Source organism: Niabella terrae, assembly GCF_054783135.1.
The window spans coordinates 167,794-186,735 of the sequence record NZ_BAAGRD010000008.1 but is presented as its reverse complement, the minus strand read 5'-3'; the positions used below and the strand labels follow the sequence as shown (position 1 = coordinate 186,735).

Sequence of the window (18,942 nt, the reverse complement as noted above, 5' to 3'; positions counted from 1 at the left end):
GATCTTCGGTTTAATTAGAAATTCAGGAGCCGGGTCAGGGTCTGTTCGAGTCGGGCATGCGCCATATAATTCGCTTCCAGTTCTTTATTAAAAGGAATCGGGCTGTCCAATCCCCCACAACGCATTACCGGCGCATCCAGCATCGTAAAACAATGGGTGGCAATCCAGGCCGCAATTTCAGCCCCCAGCCCCATAAACAGGCTGTCTTCATGCAGGATCAGTACCCGCCCCGTCTTTTGTACAGTCTGGCGAATGGCGTCATAATCCAAGGGTAACAGGGAACGCAGATCGATGATCTCCAGTGAAACTTCCGGATGCGCCGCTGCGTATTCCTCGGCCCAGAGGACCCCCATCCCATAAGTAATGACCGAGGCATCATCTCCGGAAATCAGTTTCCGCGCCCTGCCCATCGGCAAGCTATAGGCGGCTTCGGGAACAGCTGCGGAAAGGCTGCGGTACAGACCCTTATGTTCAAAAAACAGCACCGGTCCCGGGTCATTGATGGCCGCCATCAGCAGCCCTTTGGCATCCGCAGGATCGGAAGGATAAAGAATTTTTAGCCCCGGTACATGAGCGAACCAGGCTTCAGGACTCTGACTATGGAAAGGCCCGGCACCCATACCACCACCCGCCGGCATCCGGATGACCAGGTCTGCACGCTGCCCCCAGCGATAATGAATTTTTGCGAGGTTATTGACAATCTGGTTAAAGGCCATGGTAACAAAATCCGCAAACTGCATTTCTATTACAGCCTTATAGCCTTCCAGCGAAAGGCCCAGACCCAGCCCTACCACCGCACTTTCACAGATCGGTGTATTGCGGACCCTTTGTGGGCCAAATGCATCCAGAAAACCTTCGGTGACTTTGAAAGCGCCACCGTATTCCGCAATATCCTGACCCATCAGTATCAGGCGGGGATCGGCCTCCATGGCCTGATACAATCCCTGTCGAACGGCATCCACAAACCGAAGATCCTGGGTGGGTCCGCTAACAGGCGGTTCGGATCCGGCAGCGCTGTCGACCGGTGCGTAAACATCACCCAACTCCTGCTCCGTATCCACCCGGATCGGCGAAGCTTTTTTAGACGCTTCCTCCAGTTCCGCATCGACCCGGCGACTGAGTTCCTTGCGGATCGATTTGCTGTCGACATCACGAAGCAGCCCCAGTTCTTCGAGGTATTGTTCGTAACGGTTCACCGGATCCCGGGCACGCCAGTACTGCAGCAGTTCCGCCGGGACATATTTCGTGCCGCTGGCTTCCTCATGCCCCCGCATTCTGAATGTCCGGCATTCCACCAGGTAAGGCTGTTGGTGCCGCAGACAATAATCGCGCACGCCGGTAAGGGTATCGATCACGGTCAGTATATTGTTGCCGTCAATCGTAACGCCTTCCATACCGTAGCCCTTGGCTTTATCTGACAGCTGTTCACAACGATACTGCTGCTCCACAGGGGTACTCAGGCCATAACCGTTATTCTCAATCAGAAATATGACCGGCAATCCCCAGACTGCCGCCAAATTCATCGCTTCATGAAAATCACCTTCGCTGGTACCCCCTTCACCACTGAACGCCAGCGCCACCTGTTGCCGACCCGAAATTCGGGCTGCCAGCGCGGTACCACAAGCCAGGGCCAGCTGGGGGCCCAAATGAGAAATCATACCGCATATATGGTGTTCCGTACTGCCGAAATGGAAACTGCGTTCCCGGCCTTTACTGAACCCGCCCGGATCGCCCTGCCATTGGAGAAACAGCCGGTGGAGTGGGATGTCCCGGGTTGTAAATACCCCCAGGTTCCGGTGTAGCGGAAAAATCCACTCCTCCGGGTTCAGGGCCAGGGTCGCACCAACTGCAATGGCTTCCTGACCCATGCCACTGAACCATTTGCTGATCCGACCCTGACGCAGCAATAACAGCATCTTTTCTTCTATAAGACGCGGGTATAACAGCCTTTTATAGATCTGCAGCAACTGTTCATCCGATAAATTTTTCCGGTCGAAAAGCATAACACAAACCTAACCAATTCAGGTGAGAATCAGCAGTACCAGGATCAGGACATGCGGGTTTAATAGTAAGGGCGGATCATTAAGTACACCGTCACACCGCTAAGGGCGACATAGAGCCAAAGGGGCCAGGTATAACGGGCCATTTTCTTGTGCTTTTCATAGGAACCGGTCAGACCCCGATAGACCGTAAACAGAATAAACGGCAGGATGCCGCCTGCCAAAGGGATGTGGGTAAACAGGACGATATAATACAGGGTTCTGGCGGTCCCTGTACCGCCAAACCGGGTATCGCCGGCAAATAGGTGGTGACAGATATAACTGATCAGGAATAAAAAAGAAAGCACCATCGCCGTCAGCATAATTCTCTTGTGCAGGGCATACCGGTGCTGCTTAACCGCAACCAGCGCGGCAACCAGCAACAGGGCTACTGTGCCATTGAGTATCGCATTGACGGCGGCAAAAATATGCACATCAAATCCCAGGTCTGTCTGCAGGTGCACCCGGCCCAGCGCCCCGATGACCAAAAACACAATCACCGAAAAAGATAGAATCAGCCAACGGGCTTTTTTATCATTTTTCTTCCAGACGGGCTGTAGCATTTTCTTTCTTTTTAAATAATATCATAAATAACCCAACAATGATGGCGGTTACCAGAAAAGCGATGGCCAGGGTTTTGACCGGCAGGCCGCTTTTCTTCGTCCGGTCCTTTTCCAGGGTCAGCAATACCGCATCTCTGGAAATACGTTTCAGGTCGGTGGAATCCAGTCCATGATAGTAGCCCCTGATCTGACGTTGGCCATCGATGAGAACAAAATGATCGGTATGGATAAAAGAGCTGTCCACACCTTTTCCGTCCACCAGCGCCAGTTTCATGTCCTTTAATGCCAGATCGTAAATCACTTTCTTATCTCCGGTAAGCAGGTCCCACTGTTCGGGATCCACCTGGAACCGATCAGCCCATTTCTTCAGTGCTGCCACCGAATCCCGCTCAGGATCGACCGAAAATGATAAAAAATGGACATTATGGTTGGTTTTATCACCCACCCGTTGAGCATTCACGATCGCTTCCTGCAGGGTACGCATATTGGTAGTCAATGCGGGACAAATCGTGGGGCAATGGGTAAAAAAGAAATCCGCTATGATAATTTTTCCTTTGTAATCGCTCAATCTGACCGGTTTACCCATCTGATTGACCAGGGCGATATCCGGCAACTGATGCCAGACGGTATCAGTGACTTTTTTACCGTTCTCGGTTCTAACCTTTACACTGTCTGCAAAATAATGTGCAGGCATCGACAGGGCCTCATCACTCATTGACCTGATGATCAGGTAACAGATAATCGGTAGTAAGGATGCCAATAAGACTGCATATAGACCTTTCTTGCTCAAGTTTATTTTTTATATTTACCGGACAGTTTACAGCTTTTGCATCCGGCTGTATTCTGTCGATGCAGAAATTTTTTGCAAAACTCGTGAATTTAAGCTTTGGAAAGGCAAGTTTCGGGGTTTTTCTTAAAATCCCTGCAGCAATGGTTCACAATGCACTTTAAATCATTCCATAAAAATCCTAATACACATGCATGTAAAAATCTCCTTTGCGTTTCTAATACTCACCCTGACCGCGCTGGGCGGCTGTAAACAGGATCATAAAGCACAACCCCTGGTTACCGGTGATCCGGTAGAAACCAAACCACCAAACAGTGATTATACGCCTGCATTTGCGGGTCAGACCCGGATTGGGAGTATTACAACAGAAACGCCGCTGGATATAAAGATCCTCTCTGAGGAACTGGTCAACCCCTGGGGTATAGCCGTATTACCCGACGGTCGGCTGCTGATTACCGAAAAAGGTGGTACCATGCGTATAGCCACCACCGAAGGTGCTGTTGGTGCCCCGATCACCGGTCTGCCGGAAGTAAATTCCAATGGCCAGGGCGGCCTGCTGGGCCTGACCATTGATCCTGATTATTTATCCAACCGGATGGTCTATTGGGTTTTTTCGGAGAACTATGATAACGGCACCCTTACTGCCGTGGCCAAAGGCCGGCTCTCCGAAGATGAGACCAAAATTGAAAATCCTGTGGTTATTTACCGGGCCACACCCGCCTTTAAGGGAACCCTGCATTATGGCGGCAGGATACTTTTTGATCAGAAGGGAAATTTGTTTGTCAGCACCGGGGAACGCTCTGATCTGGCAACCCGACCTAAGGCACAGGACCTGAGTACCGGACTGGGAAAAATTGTACATATCACCAAAGACGGCCAACCGGTCGCAGGCAACCCTTTTATCAATACAGTCAATGCGATGCCAGAGAACTATTCCTATGGTCACCGCAATGTCCAGGGGCTGGCCCTGCATCCTGAAACCGGCGACCTCTGGGAAACGGAATTCGGACCCAGGGGCGGCGATGAAGTCAACCGGGTAGAAGCAGGGAAAAACTATGGTTGGGCTACGATCACTTACGGGCTGGAGTATAGTGGTGAAAAAGTAGGCGAGGGGATTACCCAGCAGGATGGCCTGGAACAACCCGTGTATTACTGGGATCCGGTCATTTCACCCAGTGGGATTACTTTCTATGCCGGGGACGATATTCCGGAATGGGAAAATGATCTTTTTATCGGCGCCTTAAGTGGCTCCCATATCTGCCGTCTAAAAATCAGGGACAATAAGGTCGTGGGCGAGGAAAGGCTACTGGCCGATCAGCAACAACGGTTCCGAGATATCATACAGGGAAAAGATGGTGCGCTCTATGCTGTTTGTGACGGGGTGCATGGACGCTTATACCGCATTGGTAAAAAATAGGGAAGTATTGAACCAGCTTATTTTCATGGCTTCCGATTTACAACCACACATTTTTTACTTAGGCGGTCCGGATTTCCGGGCCGCTTTTTTGTGAAGCAGTAGCGAACTCCTGGCCCGCTGCAGTTTCTGAGCGATACTGTTTTTCGAGCCCGGCAAACAGCTGCAGCAGGGCCCTTTTATGCTGAAAATAAGCCATGGATAACAGTAAGGGAAAGGAAACTATGGCGTTATTTAAAAGCTGCACGGCTTCATTATGATAGGTAGTTCCTGAAAAATAGACCCTAGATTCCGTCATGTACTTCTCCAGGGTTGCCAGCACCTCCCTGATCCTGGCATTTTCGGGCTGGACCTTCGGTACCAGGTCCCGGATCAGTTCCCTGAAAAGCTGTTCCTGCTCCTTCAGAGAGACTAGATATTGCTGGATGACCTCAAAACTGTTTTCTTCAAACATGAATTCGGCGGCGGCGTTCAGGCTTTGGTATTTTTCCGCTATTTGCGCATAGTTTTTATCCAATTCCTGCAACTCCTTATAGCACTGGTCGAACTCGGCACGGCGCTGTTGCGCATCAGCCAGGTACTGAAAATAGCGGTAAATCCCAAGATCGTTATCCTGAATCCTTTGAACCGTCTGCTTCAGTTCGGCTTCCAGTTGAAGGATGACTGCAGCTGCTTCGCTGCCCCGGTATTTTTGACCGTCATAATCAAAACTTTTAACTTCAATTTGCTTATTCACAATTTGCTCCAATGTGGCAATATCTCCTTGTAATGAAATTGCGGTATATATCGTTTCAATCATTTCCGGTCCAAATAGCGTTTCGAAACCGGGAGAATCGGCAACCGTCTCCGCCGGGGTAATATCAAGCTGAACGTCTGGATGCTTGTCATTATAATAGGCATTAAAAATCGGGTCAAAAGTCTGCTCCAGCTGATCATTCCGGAATGCAGTTTCAAAATTGGCGTCAGTGATCTCCTGGACGGGCTGCTCGAAACTGACCTGCGCGAATATGTCTGCTGTTAATTGCTCCTGCCATTGCTCCGCTTCCTTAAAAACGGTAATTGCTGCCGCATTGTTCTCCGTTGCTGCATCAATACCAAGCGATTCCAGGTGGGCGATCCGCTGGTGTAAACTGGGATGGGACGCCCATTGATCCTTGATATTCAGTTTTGACTTGTTATAACGGTTTACATCTTCAAGCCCCACGACCGGCAGGCCGAAAGCCTGTGGCAACTGATGCCTGTTGGCTATAAACTGCAATACAAAACTGTGCTGGTGGTATAGATTTCGGGTGATGCAGCCTTCACTGATACGTATCGTATAAAATTCCAGTAGCTGGTCAAAAGAAGTCGTTGATAGTGTGGAACGGAGCAGTGATCGTATCAATGCTTTCGGACCTGCTATATGGGCCGCAGTTTGATCGGCATGATATTCCATTTCACGGGATAAGGCCAGATAACTGACATTCAACATGCCGTATACTTTTCTCAGCACCCATTGGATGCCGGAGACAATCTTCAGGCCTATTTCCATTATCAATGCAATAATCCCCCCATACTGGTCCACTGCGTTACCAACCGGTTATAGCCTTCATTTTCAAAAAGCATATCGTGAATGATCCTGTTCATATGATGAACATAGGAACCAACGCGCATGGAGCCCTGGGAAAAATGGCCGAATTCATGCGCCAGAATGGCCCGAAGTTCCGTTACCGTCGAAGTATTGATCAGCCCCATGCCGATGATCAGATTTTTCTTATCGGGCATAAACATAGACCAGAATCCGGAATTGAAAAATACAGCGGCATTGACATCCGCAGAGAGAAATAACTTATGAGGACGCGAAGTGCCGACTTCGTCGGCGACCGAATTAATAAACGTCATAAGATCCGGCGCCTGATTGGCAGTTACTTCGAAACGCATTCCTGCCCTTCGGTGGTCAGTTTTAAACGCAAATTTGATCAGAAAAAAGAACACCAGCAAGCCCATTCCTGCCAAACCCAGACCTGCCAGCAGGGTAAAAATTCCGGGGTAGGCTAAAACCAGGCAGTAGCCCCCGTAACAACATAAGGCCGCCAGTGCTATGCCGCATAAAATCAGCGACAAATAAACACCAACAAAAAACAAGACTGCTGTTATGGCCCTCAGCGCAAGCCGCCTGAACCGGGTTGAAATTTTTATCATAAACCGTTGTTTTGAATATGGCAATACGCCCTTCCTGTCCGGCCCGGCTTTTTCGAGTCAGGGCAGCTGTCCCGACAACTCAAAATGAGATAAACGCAGGCTGCATTACCTTCCAGGTTGCTTATTTTTCTGCCGCCTCCTGTTGTTTTTTGACCGATACACTATCGCCCACCATCACGATTGTCATCTTGTCCACCGGCAGGTATTTTTTGGCAAGCGCCGAAACCTGGCCGGGCGTGACGGCATAGATATTTTTTACCTGGTTGTTCAGGTAACTGTCATCGAGACCGTAGAGATCCATGAAATTGAGCTGTCCGATAATACCGGATGGTGTGGAATTCTGCAGTACAAAAATGCCGGCCATATACCGTTGAATGCCCAAAAGTTCCGATTGACCGGGGGCCTCGGTGGCCAGCAGGTTGATTTCTTTTTTAATTTCCCGGATGGCATCGATGGTATGTTCGCTGGTTACATCTGCGGTTTCATTCCAGGCAGCAGCCGTCGGATGCAGGGAAAGCCCGCTACCCGGAGAATACGTATAACCCTTGTCTTCACGAATATTGCTGGTAATCCGGGACGCAAAAGACCCGCCCAGCAGGGCATTCGTTACAGTCATTGCCAGGTAGTCCGGGTCCGAAGGTCCGATCGAGGGAAGCCCCATAATGATGGTTGTCTGGGGTGCATTGTCCCTATTGATCAGTGTGACGCCGGCCTGTGCTGTTTGTTTGTTGGATGGGTATAAGGGTTCTTTGCCCGGCTTCCAGTCCTTAAAAGAATTCTGGATGGCGGTGCCGGTTGCCTTTTCATCAAACTGGCCGGCTACATAGAGCACCGCTCGTCTGGCACCCAGCTCCTGCTCGTAAAAGTGACGGATATCTTCGATCGTATAACTGTCAATCATCGCTTCTGTCGGGTAGGTGACCGCATAGGGTGTATTGGCAAAAACCAGTTTATTAAATTGTTCAGAGGCAATAGAGCGGGGGCGGGTTTTCGACAGAGCGAGATTTCGCTTTAAATCTGCTTTCAGCCGGGGCAGTTCGGAAACAGGCAACAGGGGGTGCATGACCATATCCGCCAGCAGGGCCGTCAATTCAGGCGCAAACTCCGCAAGCGCATCTCCGTAAATTGTGAGCTGATCCGATCCCACACTAATTCCGACAGCACCGCCCATCGACGCCGCTTTAACCGCCAGTTCACGGGCGCTCAGACTCCTGGTACCCTCATTCATCAACCGTCCCAGCAAATCCGAAAGCCATATCTGATTTGCGCCTTCATGAACATTTCCGGTCTTAACGATGAGTCGTATGGATACTTTGGGAATTGCTCCGTAAGGAACCAGGACACTGCGCATGCCATTGGGCAGGCTGGCTGTATTCTTGGCAGGCAATTTAAAATCTTTTGGGGTGCCCCCTTCAGGTGGTGTCTGTTTCTGGGCAACGGCAGTAAGGGTAAGGAGCATCCCTGTTATCCCAAATATCATTTGCTGTAAAAACTGCTTCATATCTAATTTTTTATTTGTCCGGATTTGTAGAAGATCGGGGGCTGGTTAAGTCTCAGCCGGTTTCGGCAGGAAATCATTTAGACGCCTTGGGGTCCACTACCAGTATGGTCCGGTTGGCCGGACTCAGGTATTTGGCAGCAGTTTGACGAATCATCTCCGGCGTGACCTGTTTAAAATCCTGTTCCAGGTGATTAATCCTTTCGGGCGCATCATCGAATAAAGCAAAACAGGCCAACAGATCAACTTTCCCCAATCCGAAACTTCCACCAATCAGATCGTACAGGTCGGAACGCAATTTGATCAGTGCCAGATCCAGATCAGCCTGGCTGGTTTGCTGCAAATCGGCTACCGCTTTATCAAAAACGGCAACGATTGAATCTGCCGTTATCGTCGTATCATAAATACAGTCCGCCATCCATACCATGGGCCCGTTATAATTAAACATATTACCGAGGTAATTGATACCCCCGCTGATGTTGGCAGTATAGCCTTTTTCCTGTACCAGGTATTGATATAATTTACTGTCCTTTCCCTGAACCAGCATCTGATCGATCAGCCCCATGGCATAATATTCCGGTGTATTACGGGCCGGCATCTTATAAGCAACTGCGACAGCCGGCTTATTCGCCAGACTGTCAGCTTTCACAAATCGTTGTTCCTGCTCTTGTGGAGGTTCTGATATATCAGGCTTTTCAACCGCTTTTCCCGCTGGAATGGCGGCAAAATATTGATCAATCCATTTTTTGGCATCAGCGATCTCAAAATCACCCGCTACCACAAGCGCGGCATTATTGGGTGCATAATAAGTCGTAAAGAACTGCTGTACATCTTCCAGATTCGCGGCATCCAGATCTTTAAGATCTCCATAAAAATTATGCGCATTATGCCAGTTCTTATTAGCGTACTGTGGCATATCCAGCCAGGGGAAGCCGCCATAGGGCTGATTGAGTACATTCACTTTTACTTCATTCTTTACCACGCCCTGCTGATTGGTCAGGTTCTCCTGGGTAATATCCAGTCCCCGCATGCGGTCGGCTTCGGCCCAGAGGCCGGTTTCCAGTTTATGTGCCGGCAGCGCCTCAAAGTAATTGGTAAAATCAAAGCGGGTAGAGCCATTGAGGATGCCTCCATTTTGCTGTACCAGTTTGATAAATTCCATCTTGCCGAGGTTTTTGGACCCCTGGAACATCATGTGCTCAAAAAGATGGGCAAAACCCGTCCGGTTCCGGGGTTCTATCCGAAATCCGATATTATAATAAACTCCGATGACCGCAATGGGTGCGGTATGGTCCGGCGACAGGATGACTTTCAGCCCGTTCTGTAACTTATAATATTCGACGGGAACTTTTAATTGTTGCGCGTCCGCATTTGTGACAGCCATCAGCAGTAACAGGGCGATACACAGGCGGTGGCGCAGTAGTTCAATCTTTTTCATAAAACACTTTTTAAGCAAAGCAGGACCGTGCTGATCATGGAAATTACATCAACTAAGATAAGCATATTCCATTAAAAACTTAGAATCATCGAAGGCCAAAGCAAGACTTGCATCCGAAACTATCCAACCGTCCGGGAAAGAAAATAAGGGTCCGTAAACAGGAAAATCATTCTGCCGCCTAGCGCTGCCAGCTCAGGTTGGCGGATTGCAGGTCCCCGGAATTGCGACCTACCATAATTTCAAAATCACCGGGTTCCCAATCATATTGTAATGTACTGTTGTAAAATTTCAGGTCCTCCGTTGTAACGGTAAAACGAACCGTCTTTTGCTCGCCCTTCTTTAAAAAGACCTTCTGAAAATCTTTGAGTTCTTTTACCGGACGGCTGACAGAACCGACCAGGTCACGAATATATAACTGAACAACTTCAGCACCATCATAGGGCCCATCATTGGTCAACCCGATAGTTACAGTCAGCTGCTGATCGCCTTTCAGGGCCTGACTGCTCAGCTTCATATCCCCGTAGGTAAAATGACTGTAACTTAATCCGTATCCAAAAGGATAGAGCGGCTCATTGGTGACATCCAGATAATTGGATCTGAATTTCTGAAACCATTTGCCTTTTTCTAATGGCCGGCCGGTATTCAGGTGGGCATAGTACAGGGGAATCTGTCCAACCTTTTGAGGAAAACTCATGGTCAGCCGGCCCGAGGGATTTACGGCACCAAAAAGCAGGTCGGCAATGGCCGATCCGGCTTCTGAACCACCGAACCAGACGTTCAGGATGGCGGGCAGGTGCTGCTGTTCCCAACCCAGGGTCAGGGGCCTTCCGGTAAACAATACGAGGACGACAGGCTTTCCGGTGGCCAGCAACTGTTGCAGAAAATCCCGCTGAATCTGAGGAATGTCCAGGGAAGTACGACTACTGCTTTCTCCGGTAAATTCAGCCGATTCCCCCATGGCCGCCACAATCACATCCGCACGCGCCGCGATATCCAAAGCTTCCCGGGCCATGGTTTCGGGACTGCGGGGATCCCGGTTCAAAGTTTTACCGAACATGGTCGCTCTTTCCTCCAGCGCACTGTCAGCGGTCAGATTGCAACCCTTGGCATACAGCAGCTGACCCTGATTTCCCAATGCGGCTTTAAGGCCTGCCAGCAGGGAAACAGACTGATCCTGACGGGTAGCCACACTCCAGGTGCCCGCCATATTATTGGCGGCATCAGCCAGGGGGCCCACCAGTGCAATGGTACCGGATTTCTTCAAGGGCAAGGGTGCGGGGACTCCCGCTGCTGTATCCCCGTTTTTGAGCAGTACAAAACTTTCCGCAGCGATCTTCCTGGCTTCCTGCCGGTGTGCCGGCGTAAAGATTTCGGTGCGGGCCCGCTGCAGGTTGCAATACTTGTAGGGATCTTTAAAAAGGCCCAACCGGTATTTGGCTTCCAGGATCCGGCGGCAGGCTGCATCAATTGCTGCCAGACTGATCTTTTTCTCGGCCAGCGATTGCTGCAGGGTTTTCAGGAACCCTTCCCCAACCATATCCATATCGATGCCGGCTTTGAGTGCCAGTGCGGAAACGGTCTGAAGATCGCCCATTCCATGATCAATCATTTCATTGATGCCGGTATAATCCGTAACGATAAACCCTTTAAATTTCCATTGATTCCGTAACACTTCGGTCAGCAACCAGCGGTTGCCGGTGGCCGGTATCCCATCCACGACATTGAAAGAAGCCATTACGGAGCCGGCGCCGGCGTCGACGGCTGCCTTATAGGGCGGAAAATATTCATTATACATTCTGAGATGGCTCATGTCAACCGTATTATAATCCCGACCGCCTTCCGCCGCACCATATAGAGCAAAATGTTTCACACAGGCCAGAATCTGATCCGGTCGGGTCAGGTCGCCCTGATAACCCCGGACCATTGCCTGTGCAATCTGCGATCCCAGATAAGGATCTTCGCCACTGCCTTCCGAAACCCGGCCCCAGCGGGGATCCCTGGAAATATCTACCATCGGGCTGAAAGTCCAGCTGATTCCATCTGCACTGGCTTCTATCGCCGCAATACGGGCAGATCGCTCAATAGCTTTCATATCCCAGGTACAGGAAAGGCCCAATGGAATCGGAAATGTGGTTTCATAGCCATGAATAACGTCCATACCGAAGAGCAATGGAATTTTCAGCCTGCTCTCTTCCACCGCAATCTGCTGCATGGCACGTATTTTCGCAACCCCTTTAATATTGAACAAGCCGCCGACCCTGCCTTTTTTGACATTCTGTCCGATATCCGAATTGGTGGCGGTCCCGGTGGTAAATTCACCCGCACTGGGCAGGTTCAACTGGCCAATTTTCTCTTCCAGGGTCATCCGGGCCATCAGTTGGCTGATAAAGGACGACATTCCGGCCGCTGTTTGCTGACCGGTACTCAGCCCTGTCATAAAAACGATCAGGCCCCAGGAAATAAGCAATCTTCTGATCATAACTGGATGTTTTTTTGTGAAAGAAATTGTATCACCTGACATTCCTGGCCATGGTTATTCGGGCCGAAGCAGGTGCGGTTCCAGCGCCTTCTTCCAGATCGAATATCCCTTGGCGTTCATATGTAATTTATCTTCAATAAATATGTCCTCCCGAATCCGCCCCCCGGTATCAAACATCAGTGCATAGACGTCCACAAATGTTGCATGACCATCGGATTTCAGCAGCCGGGCAATGCCTTCATTCGCTGCCCGGAATGCCGGCCATAAATGTTTTCGGCTGATGCTGGGTTTAATAGCAACATACAATAACGGGATACGGGGATATTTATCCCTAATAAAGCCGAGCAGTACCTTAAAGCGGTCCACAACGGTCTCCACACTGGGATGATCCCCTGCAGCCAGGTCATTTTCTCCGCAATAAATAACGATCTGACGGGGCGCATAAGGATAGATAATATCATAGCGGTAACAGATCAGATCCAGTAGTCTGGACCCCCCGAAGCCGCGATTCAGAATATGATAGCCCGGAAAATAATCATTCACGTCGGTCCATTTGGTAAAGGAGGAACTCCCGATAAACAGTATCTGTCCGGACGGCGGAAATGCGGTGCTGTCGGCGGTTTTAAAATGCTGAATATCCTTCCAGAAATCAAAGGGTGGGCTGTCCTGCGCCATGGCGGTCCAGTAGCAAAAAAACGAAAACATCAACAGTAAAACTTTCTTCATATCTATCTTTATTAATCGTTGCTATTTCAACATTGAAACCGGGAAGGAGCCCCGTTTGCCTTATCCACCTGTCAGCACCTACAGGGATTTCGTCTCCAGCTTTTCCAGAAACATCCGGTCCATACGCGGTCGGCTGGCATACAGGACATTCTCATGCAGCTCATACTGACTGATCACATTAGAAGGTTCGACATGGCCGATAATATAACTGTTCCAAAACCCATTCTTCTGTTTAGATAAAACGGCGTAATAACCATCAGCTGAAAAATGCCAAAGCTCCGGTTCTCCATTTTCTGAGCCGCCAAAAAAGGAATACCAGCCGGCATTCACCTTTTTGAATATCGTCCTTTTCTGAAATTTTTTTAGTTGCAGATCACTGCTATAACTGTATCCTTCCATACCATACTGCCGGTCAGCCGCCTTAGAACTGGCAAAAATAGTAATCCGGGCTTCTGCGGTGTCGATCAACAGACAGGGCAACATGTCCTTGACGCAATCAGCCGAGGTATAGAGTTTTGTATCCAGCACCTGTCTTTTACGGCCCAGCGTCCGGCGCGTAACCAGTGCCAGAGAAGTGCGGTAATACCGGGTGCCATCCGGATTGGTACGGAAATCTGAAAAATCAAGTTTCTTTTCGAGGCGTATTTCCCGCCGGCCAATTTCAAACCTAGTCAGCACCTGATACGCGGCCGACCAGCAGGACTGCGCCGTAAGATCTGCCCCATTCAGGAATAACAGTATCGTGATCAGATATTTCATTGTCCGGGTTTTGCTTTTCAAATTTAAGCGCTTCGGCGCTTATGAAATTCAACAGAAGCATCTATTCTGCCATCAGTGGCCGGGTACGTGGACTGACGCCGTTCTCATTAACCGCCTGTATACTGTAATAATAGGTCTTCCGCGCATCCATGGATTTGATCCAGTATTCATTGTCGCTATGCACCATGATACTGGTATAGAGATGATCGGGATCGGTTCCATAAAAAATATTATAAGCGAAGGCATTCCCTGTGGGACGCCACTTCAGATAGGCGCTGCGTTTATCTTTCTCTGTACGCAGCACTACAAAACCCTGTACCGTATCGGGTCGCTCCCCGCCGCCGTTACCAAAGACCCGCAGGCCGCTTATGGCAAATTTTCCGGTGGGCATATGGATATTTTCCAGCCGGATAAAACGGGTCCGGACCGGTTTGTCCAGGGCCACATAATCATGCGGCACATCTGTCTTGTTTCGGGATTTGTCCACCAGCAAATGCCAGTCTGCGGCATCGTCGCTATAATAGATCCGGTATTGATGGTATTGACCGCTCACCTTGCCCAGGCGGTCATCGGCCGCGTCCTGGTCGGCATAATTGATCTGGATGGCACGAACGGTAGCCGGTTGACCCAGGTCGCTTTGGATCCATTCACCTTTGTCGCCCGTGCGGGCACTCCAGTAGGTCTTAATACGTTCGTCTACGGCCAGGTTGGGCAGGTACGACCCCAGCGTGGAAGAGACTTGTACCGGCTTGCAGTAATTGAGCAACATCCAGCCGGTAAAATAAGGCGAACACCCGTCGGGTCCGTACCCGGATGGCGTTTCAGGGTTGGGTATATAATGCGGGTAATCCCCAAAAGTCGTATTGCAATACATCCGGCCTTCCTGATCAAAACCTGCCGGCCAGATGCCCAGTCTTCTTTCAAAGGTGTTTTTTACGGAAATGACCGTGGTCGAAACATGCCAGTAGCGATTGAAATTGTCCTGAAAAGTAGCACCATGGCCGGCGCCCCGGACAAAGCCACCCAGCTTATAGCTCAGGGGATCGCTCTGGGCTTCAAAGGGACCGAGCGGGTCATTTCCCACCAGCAGTCCATCGGCATAGCCGCTGAACTCGGTGCCCGGCGCACCATACTGCAGGTAATACCGATCCTTATACCTGGTCATATGACTGCCTTCAATAAAGGGGTCCAGAAAGGTATTGTCCATATGTTCGCCGAACCGCTGCCAGCCGTAACGCCATGGCTCCAGCAAATACATTTCTTTGCGGGCACCGATGGGCTCCAGGTTATCACGGCGCAGTTCGATGCCGTACATCGGGAACTTGTTGCTGCTACCGTTGTACATATACAACCGTCCATCGTTATCGGTAAAAAAAGAAGGGTCCCAGCCACCCCGTTCAAAACTGTCTACCAGAGGTTGCCAATGGTTGGCCTTGGGGTCCGTGCTCATCCAAATAGAAAAATTACGGCTATAAGTGGATCCCATGACGATCATGGTATCACCGATAATACCTACAGCAGGCGCACAAAGTTCATCATATGTGCCCTTATTCCATGGCCTTAAAAACTTTCTGGCTATAAAATTCCAATGCAGCATGTCCGGACTCCACCAATAGCCCCACTGGTTGGTACTGAATAGGTAATAGTCCCCTTTGTAATTGACAATCACCGGATCTGCTGTTGCCCGGTGCCTGCCCCAGGTGGAAAAATTAGGAATAGGCGTATAGCCGTAGTCAATATTAATCGGATTACAGTAAGTGGCTGGTTGCCCCTGCAGGGATGGTATCCAAATCCCAAAGAGGAAAATCAGTAATAATATCCGATCGTAGTATTGTCGCATGATCTTTATATTTTAATGGCTCCGGCTTTCATCCATTTACAGGTTGTCATGGCGGGCGCGCCCCAGACTTACAGATTTCCCTTTTTCAATTCCCGCACGGCATGATCTGCGGCCCGGGCGGTAAATGCCATATACAGGATCGAAGGACTCTGATTACCGGTACTGGTCATACAGGCACCATCGGTAACAAAGACATTGGGACATTGATGAAGCTGGTTATAGGCATTCAGTAGTGAATTTTGCGGGTCCCGGCCCATTCGTACACCCCCCATTTCATGAATGTCGAGACCGGGTGCCTGACCGCTGTCCCGGGCCTGAATATCCCGCACGCCGGCAGTTTCCAGCATGATCCGACCCTGTTCGAGAAAATCGGCCACCATTTTATCATCATTATCATCATAGGCCACATCGGTGATCAATAAGGGGATGCCCCATTGATCCTTCTTATCGGTACTCAGTCTTACCTGATTGGTCTGTTTGGGAATGGTCTCGCCCTGCATATACATGTACACCGACCAGGGTCCGGGTTCGCTCATCGCCTGCTTATAGGCGGCGCCAATGACGGGCCCCTCTGAAGGTTCGTGAAACGACGCCCGGCCCGCACCTGAAAATATCACATAGCCTCCGTAAAAACCGGCGTCCCTTTTTTTGACATTCCGGTAATTGGCCACGATGCATTCTACCGGTTTACGTACCTTATAATAGCGGTCTTCAAAGCCGTCAATATAACCGTTCATGCTGCCGCGGTAATTGTGGAAGCCTATATATTTTCCCAGCAACCCGTTGTCATTCCCCAGACCCCTGGGAAAACGGTCTGATACAGAATTGAGTAAAATCAGGTTGGTATTCAATGTAGCGGCATTCACAAAAATGACATCGGCAAAATACTCCGTAGCCGTATGATCTTTGGCATCGATTACCCGAACCCCGGTAGCCTTTTGCTTCCGGGCATCATAGATAATGGAGTGTACCACCTTATCTGTAAGTAAATGCAGATTGCCCGTTTTTTCTGCATGAGGCAGGGTACTGCTGTTCGAACTAAAATATCCCCCCAGGGGACAACCCCGCATACAAAGGTTGCGGTTCTGACAGACCGTCCTGCCCTGTTCCTTATAGATATCTTTCTGTTCGGAGATATGTGCCCAACGTCCGGAAACATAGTGGCGGTCAAACTTTTCCCGCAGGACCTGTTGGAGGTGCTTTTCCACGCAATTGAGTTCATAGGGAGGCAGAAAATCCCCGTCCGGCATGGATTCAATTCCGTCCTTATTACCGCAAACACCGATAAAGGATTCTACATGTGCATACCAATCCCGGATATCGTTATAACCCAGTGGGAAAGCGATGCCGTATCCATCGCGTTCGGGTGCGGAAAAATCCCAGGGGGCCCAGCGGGCACAAGCCCGGCCCCAGGTAAGTGATTTGCCTCCAACCTGATAACCACGAATCCAGTCGAAAGGCTTTTCCTGGATATAAGGGTGATCGCGGTCCGCCACAAAAAACTGTTTGGTAGCTTCATCGTATCCTGCGGCCCGGCTGATCAGGGGATTCTGTTGACGGACTTCTTCCGTAATCCAGCCCCGGTGGGACAGTTGCCAGGAAGGCAGGTTGGCTGTAGTATAATCAGTGATATGACGGACGGGACGTCCGCGTTCCAGCACCAGTGTGCGCAGACCTTTTTCACAAAGTTCCTTTGCCGCCCAACCCCCACTGATGCCGCTGCCGATCACAATCGCATCATAACTATGTGCGGCTTTGCCTTTGGCGTTTATATGGAAACCTGCGGCCATATTTTAGATTTTAAGTACTCGTTATTCGTAATAACTACTCACAAAACCCAGCTTTTTCAACCCTTGCCGGACTTCCGGCGCACTCATAAAAAGACGCCATAACAGGCCCGTTCGGTAATTTTCAATCATCACGACAATCGGACCCTGATCAATGGCCAGATGCGAATCAGCATACCAATTCCGGCTTTCATTAAAAGCATCGGTAAATCCGTATTGTCGCCAGATCCTGTCGCCCAGCACCGTATAAAAATAACGTAACGCCTGCATCGATTTTTCAGGCGTATAAGGAAATGCGGACAGGGCGGCGGTCGGCGTAATTGTGCCATTGTCATTGGTCGGTGAATGGGCATCATACCCATTCGGATCATCACTGGCGGTCAGCCCCCAGCACTGGGCACTATAGCCCTTAAACGCTTTGGGGTTATCCACGCAATAGGCGTAGTTGATCAGGCTATGGTGTTGATTCTGCTGCCAGTAATCGGCATAACGGTCTTTTAATCCTTTGGGACTCAGTCCCAGAAAGGAGTAATGGGAGAAAAACAGCGGACCGCCGTAATCGAATCCCAGCGGCAAAACATAATTGTAAAAGGTCTTTCCGTTATTGAAAAAACTACTTTGCGCCCAACCTCGGTGGTACACTTCCGGTCCCACCGGATAACGTTCCGCAGAAGCAGCCAGTACATAGGTAATCAGACATTCATTAAATCCCCGTAGGGGAAAGTTCATGGCCCAGCCATTATCTGGACTCCAGTGCCAGTAAAGTACTTCCCGACCGCCCCGGGTAAACCAATCCCATTCAATATCATTCCAGAGTCCGTTGATACGGCCCCGCAACTGTCGTTCGGTATCATTGTCCCGATCAAAATACTGACGGGCGGTCAACAGGCCCTGAAACAAAAAAGCATTCTCCACCAGGTCAGCACCGTCGTCTTTGCGACTAAAGGGAATTGTCCGGCCGGTTTCCCCGTTGAGCCAGTGTGGAAAGACACCGTGATAGGCATCGGCCTTATAAAGGAACCGAACCATTTTCAACAGCAAACGCGCTGCCGTATCCCGCTCGATCCAACCCCTGCTTACGCCGGTCACAATGGCCATAATGCCAAATCCTGTTCCGCCGGTGGTCACAACTTCGTGCCCATAATTAAAGGTTTCATTGCTGCGTTCCCGCGCCATTCCGCTGACCGGATGGGCAAAATCCCAGAAATACCGAAGGGTCTGTCGCTGTACCAGATCTACCAGTGCAGAATCTGAAATATGCTTATCTATTTCTAAGCTATAGGGTATTGCTGCCGTCGAACGGCTACGCGTTTTTTGTGTAAGACCAGGAACCGAAAGGGTCATTAGTAGCAGGCAATACAGTAATCGCATCATATACTAAATATACAAATATTTGACCAAAAGCCCGCCACACACCTATCGAAAATCGTA

14 protein-coding genes are annotated in these 18,942 nt (G+C 49.9%); 1 reads left to right on the top strand and 13 read right to left on the bottom strand.

Features of this window, described 5'->3' with window-relative positions; translation table 11 throughout:
* Window positions 1-14: 14 nt before the first annotated feature.
* From ACYVI9_RS08945 to ACYVI9_RS08935, 3 genes are all read right to left on the bottom strand, one after another.
* A complete protein-coding gene (locus ACYVI9_RS08945) occupies window positions 15-1,967 on the bottom strand; it encodes an alpha-ketoacid dehydrogenase subunit alpha/beta (protein WP_460763546.1) in 1,953 nt (650 codons plus the stop codon).
* 95 nt (window positions 1,968-2,062) lie between these two features.
* Window positions 2,063-2,602, bottom strand: coding sequence for a DUF420 domain-containing protein (locus ACYVI9_RS08940; protein ID WP_460763543.1), 540 nt, complete (start codon window positions 2,600-2,602; stop codon window positions 2,063-2,065).
* Window positions 2,574-3,392: an SCO family protein gene (locus ACYVI9_RS08935; RefSeq protein WP_460763540.1), complete on the bottom strand. Its 819-nt coding sequence runs from the start codon at window positions 3,390-3,392 to the stop codon at window positions 2,574-2,576. The genes ACYVI9_RS08940 and ACYVI9_RS08935 overlap by 29 nt, the downstream gene beginning before the upstream one ends.
* A gap of 187 nt (window positions 3,393-3,579) precedes the next feature.
* On the opposite strand from ACYVI9_RS08935, the gene ACYVI9_RS08930 reads away from it, so the two are divergent.
* On the top strand, window positions 3,580-4,806 hold the full coding sequence (locus tag ACYVI9_RS08930) for a PQQ-dependent sugar dehydrogenase (RefSeq protein WP_460763538.1): 1,227 nt from the start codon (window positions 3,580-3,582) through the stop codon (window positions 4,804-4,806).
* A gap of 58 nt (window positions 4,807-4,864) precedes the next feature.
* Here ACYVI9_RS08930 and ACYVI9_RS08925 read toward each other — a convergent pair whose 3' ends face one another.
* The 10 genes from ACYVI9_RS08925 to ACYVI9_RS08880 all read right to left on the bottom strand — a co-directional run bounded on the left by ACYVI9_RS08925 (window position 4,865) and on the right by ACYVI9_RS08880 (window position 18,885).
* Window positions 4,865-6,334 carry a M48 family metalloprotease gene (locus tag ACYVI9_RS08925; RefSeq protein ID WP_460763535.1) on the bottom strand — a complete coding sequence of 490 codons (1,470 nt, stop codon included), beginning with the start codon at window positions 6,332-6,334 and terminating at the stop codon, window positions 4,865-4,867.
* 2 nt (window positions 6,335-6,336) lie between these two features.
* Entirely contained in the window at window positions 6,337-6,984 is a 648-nt protein-coding gene (locus tag ACYVI9_RS08920; protein WP_460763532.1) for a M48 family metallopeptidase, read from the bottom strand.
* 121 nt (window positions 6,985-7,105) lie between these two features.
* A complete protein-coding gene (locus ACYVI9_RS08915; protein WP_460763529.1) occupies window positions 7,106-8,485 on the bottom strand; it encodes a M16 family metallopeptidase in 1,380 nt (459 codons plus the stop codon).
* Between the two features lie 73 nt (window positions 8,486-8,558).
* The gene (locus tag ACYVI9_RS08910) at window positions 8,559-9,920 is read right to left on the bottom strand and encodes a M16 family metallopeptidase (RefSeq protein WP_460763526.1); all 1,362 of its coding nucleotides are present in this window, start codon (window positions 9,918-9,920) and stop codon (window positions 8,559-8,561) included.
* Between the two features lie 178 nt (window positions 9,921-10,098).
* Window positions 10,099-12,399, bottom strand: a complete 2,301-nt coding sequence (gene bglX, locus ACYVI9_RS08905) for a beta-glucosidase BglX (RefSeq protein WP_460763523.1) — start codon at window positions 12,397-12,399, stop codon at window positions 10,099-10,101.
* A gap of 54 nt (window positions 12,400-12,453) precedes the next feature.
* The gene (locus tag ACYVI9_RS08900; RefSeq protein ID WP_460763521.1) at window positions 12,454-13,125 is read right to left on the bottom strand and encodes a GDSL-type esterase/lipase family protein; all 672 of its coding nucleotides are present in this window, start codon (window positions 13,123-13,125) and stop codon (window positions 12,454-12,456) included.
* Between the two features lie 78 nt (window positions 13,126-13,203).
* Complete coding sequence (locus ACYVI9_RS08895; protein WP_460763518.1) at window positions 13,204-13,884, bottom strand: hypothetical protein; 681 nt, start codon at window positions 13,882-13,884, stop codon at window positions 13,204-13,206.
* Between the two features lie 61 nt (window positions 13,885-13,945).
* Window positions 13,946-15,724, bottom strand: coding sequence for a family 43 glycosylhydrolase (locus tag ACYVI9_RS08890; RefSeq protein ID WP_460763515.1), 1,779 nt, complete (start codon window positions 15,722-15,724; stop codon window positions 13,946-13,948).
* Window positions 15,725-15,792: 68 nt separating this feature from the next.
* Window positions 15,793-17,514, bottom strand: a complete 1,722-nt coding sequence (locus tag ACYVI9_RS08885; protein WP_460763512.1) for a GMC oxidoreductase — start codon at window positions 17,512-17,514, stop codon at window positions 15,793-15,795.
* Window positions 17,515-17,535: 21 nt separating this feature from the next.
* Window positions 17,536-18,885, bottom strand: a complete 1,350-nt coding sequence (locus ACYVI9_RS08880) for a glucoamylase family protein (RefSeq protein ID WP_460763510.1) — start codon at window positions 18,883-18,885, stop codon at window positions 17,536-17,538.
* Between the last annotated feature and the right edge of the window lie 57 nt (window positions 18,886-18,942).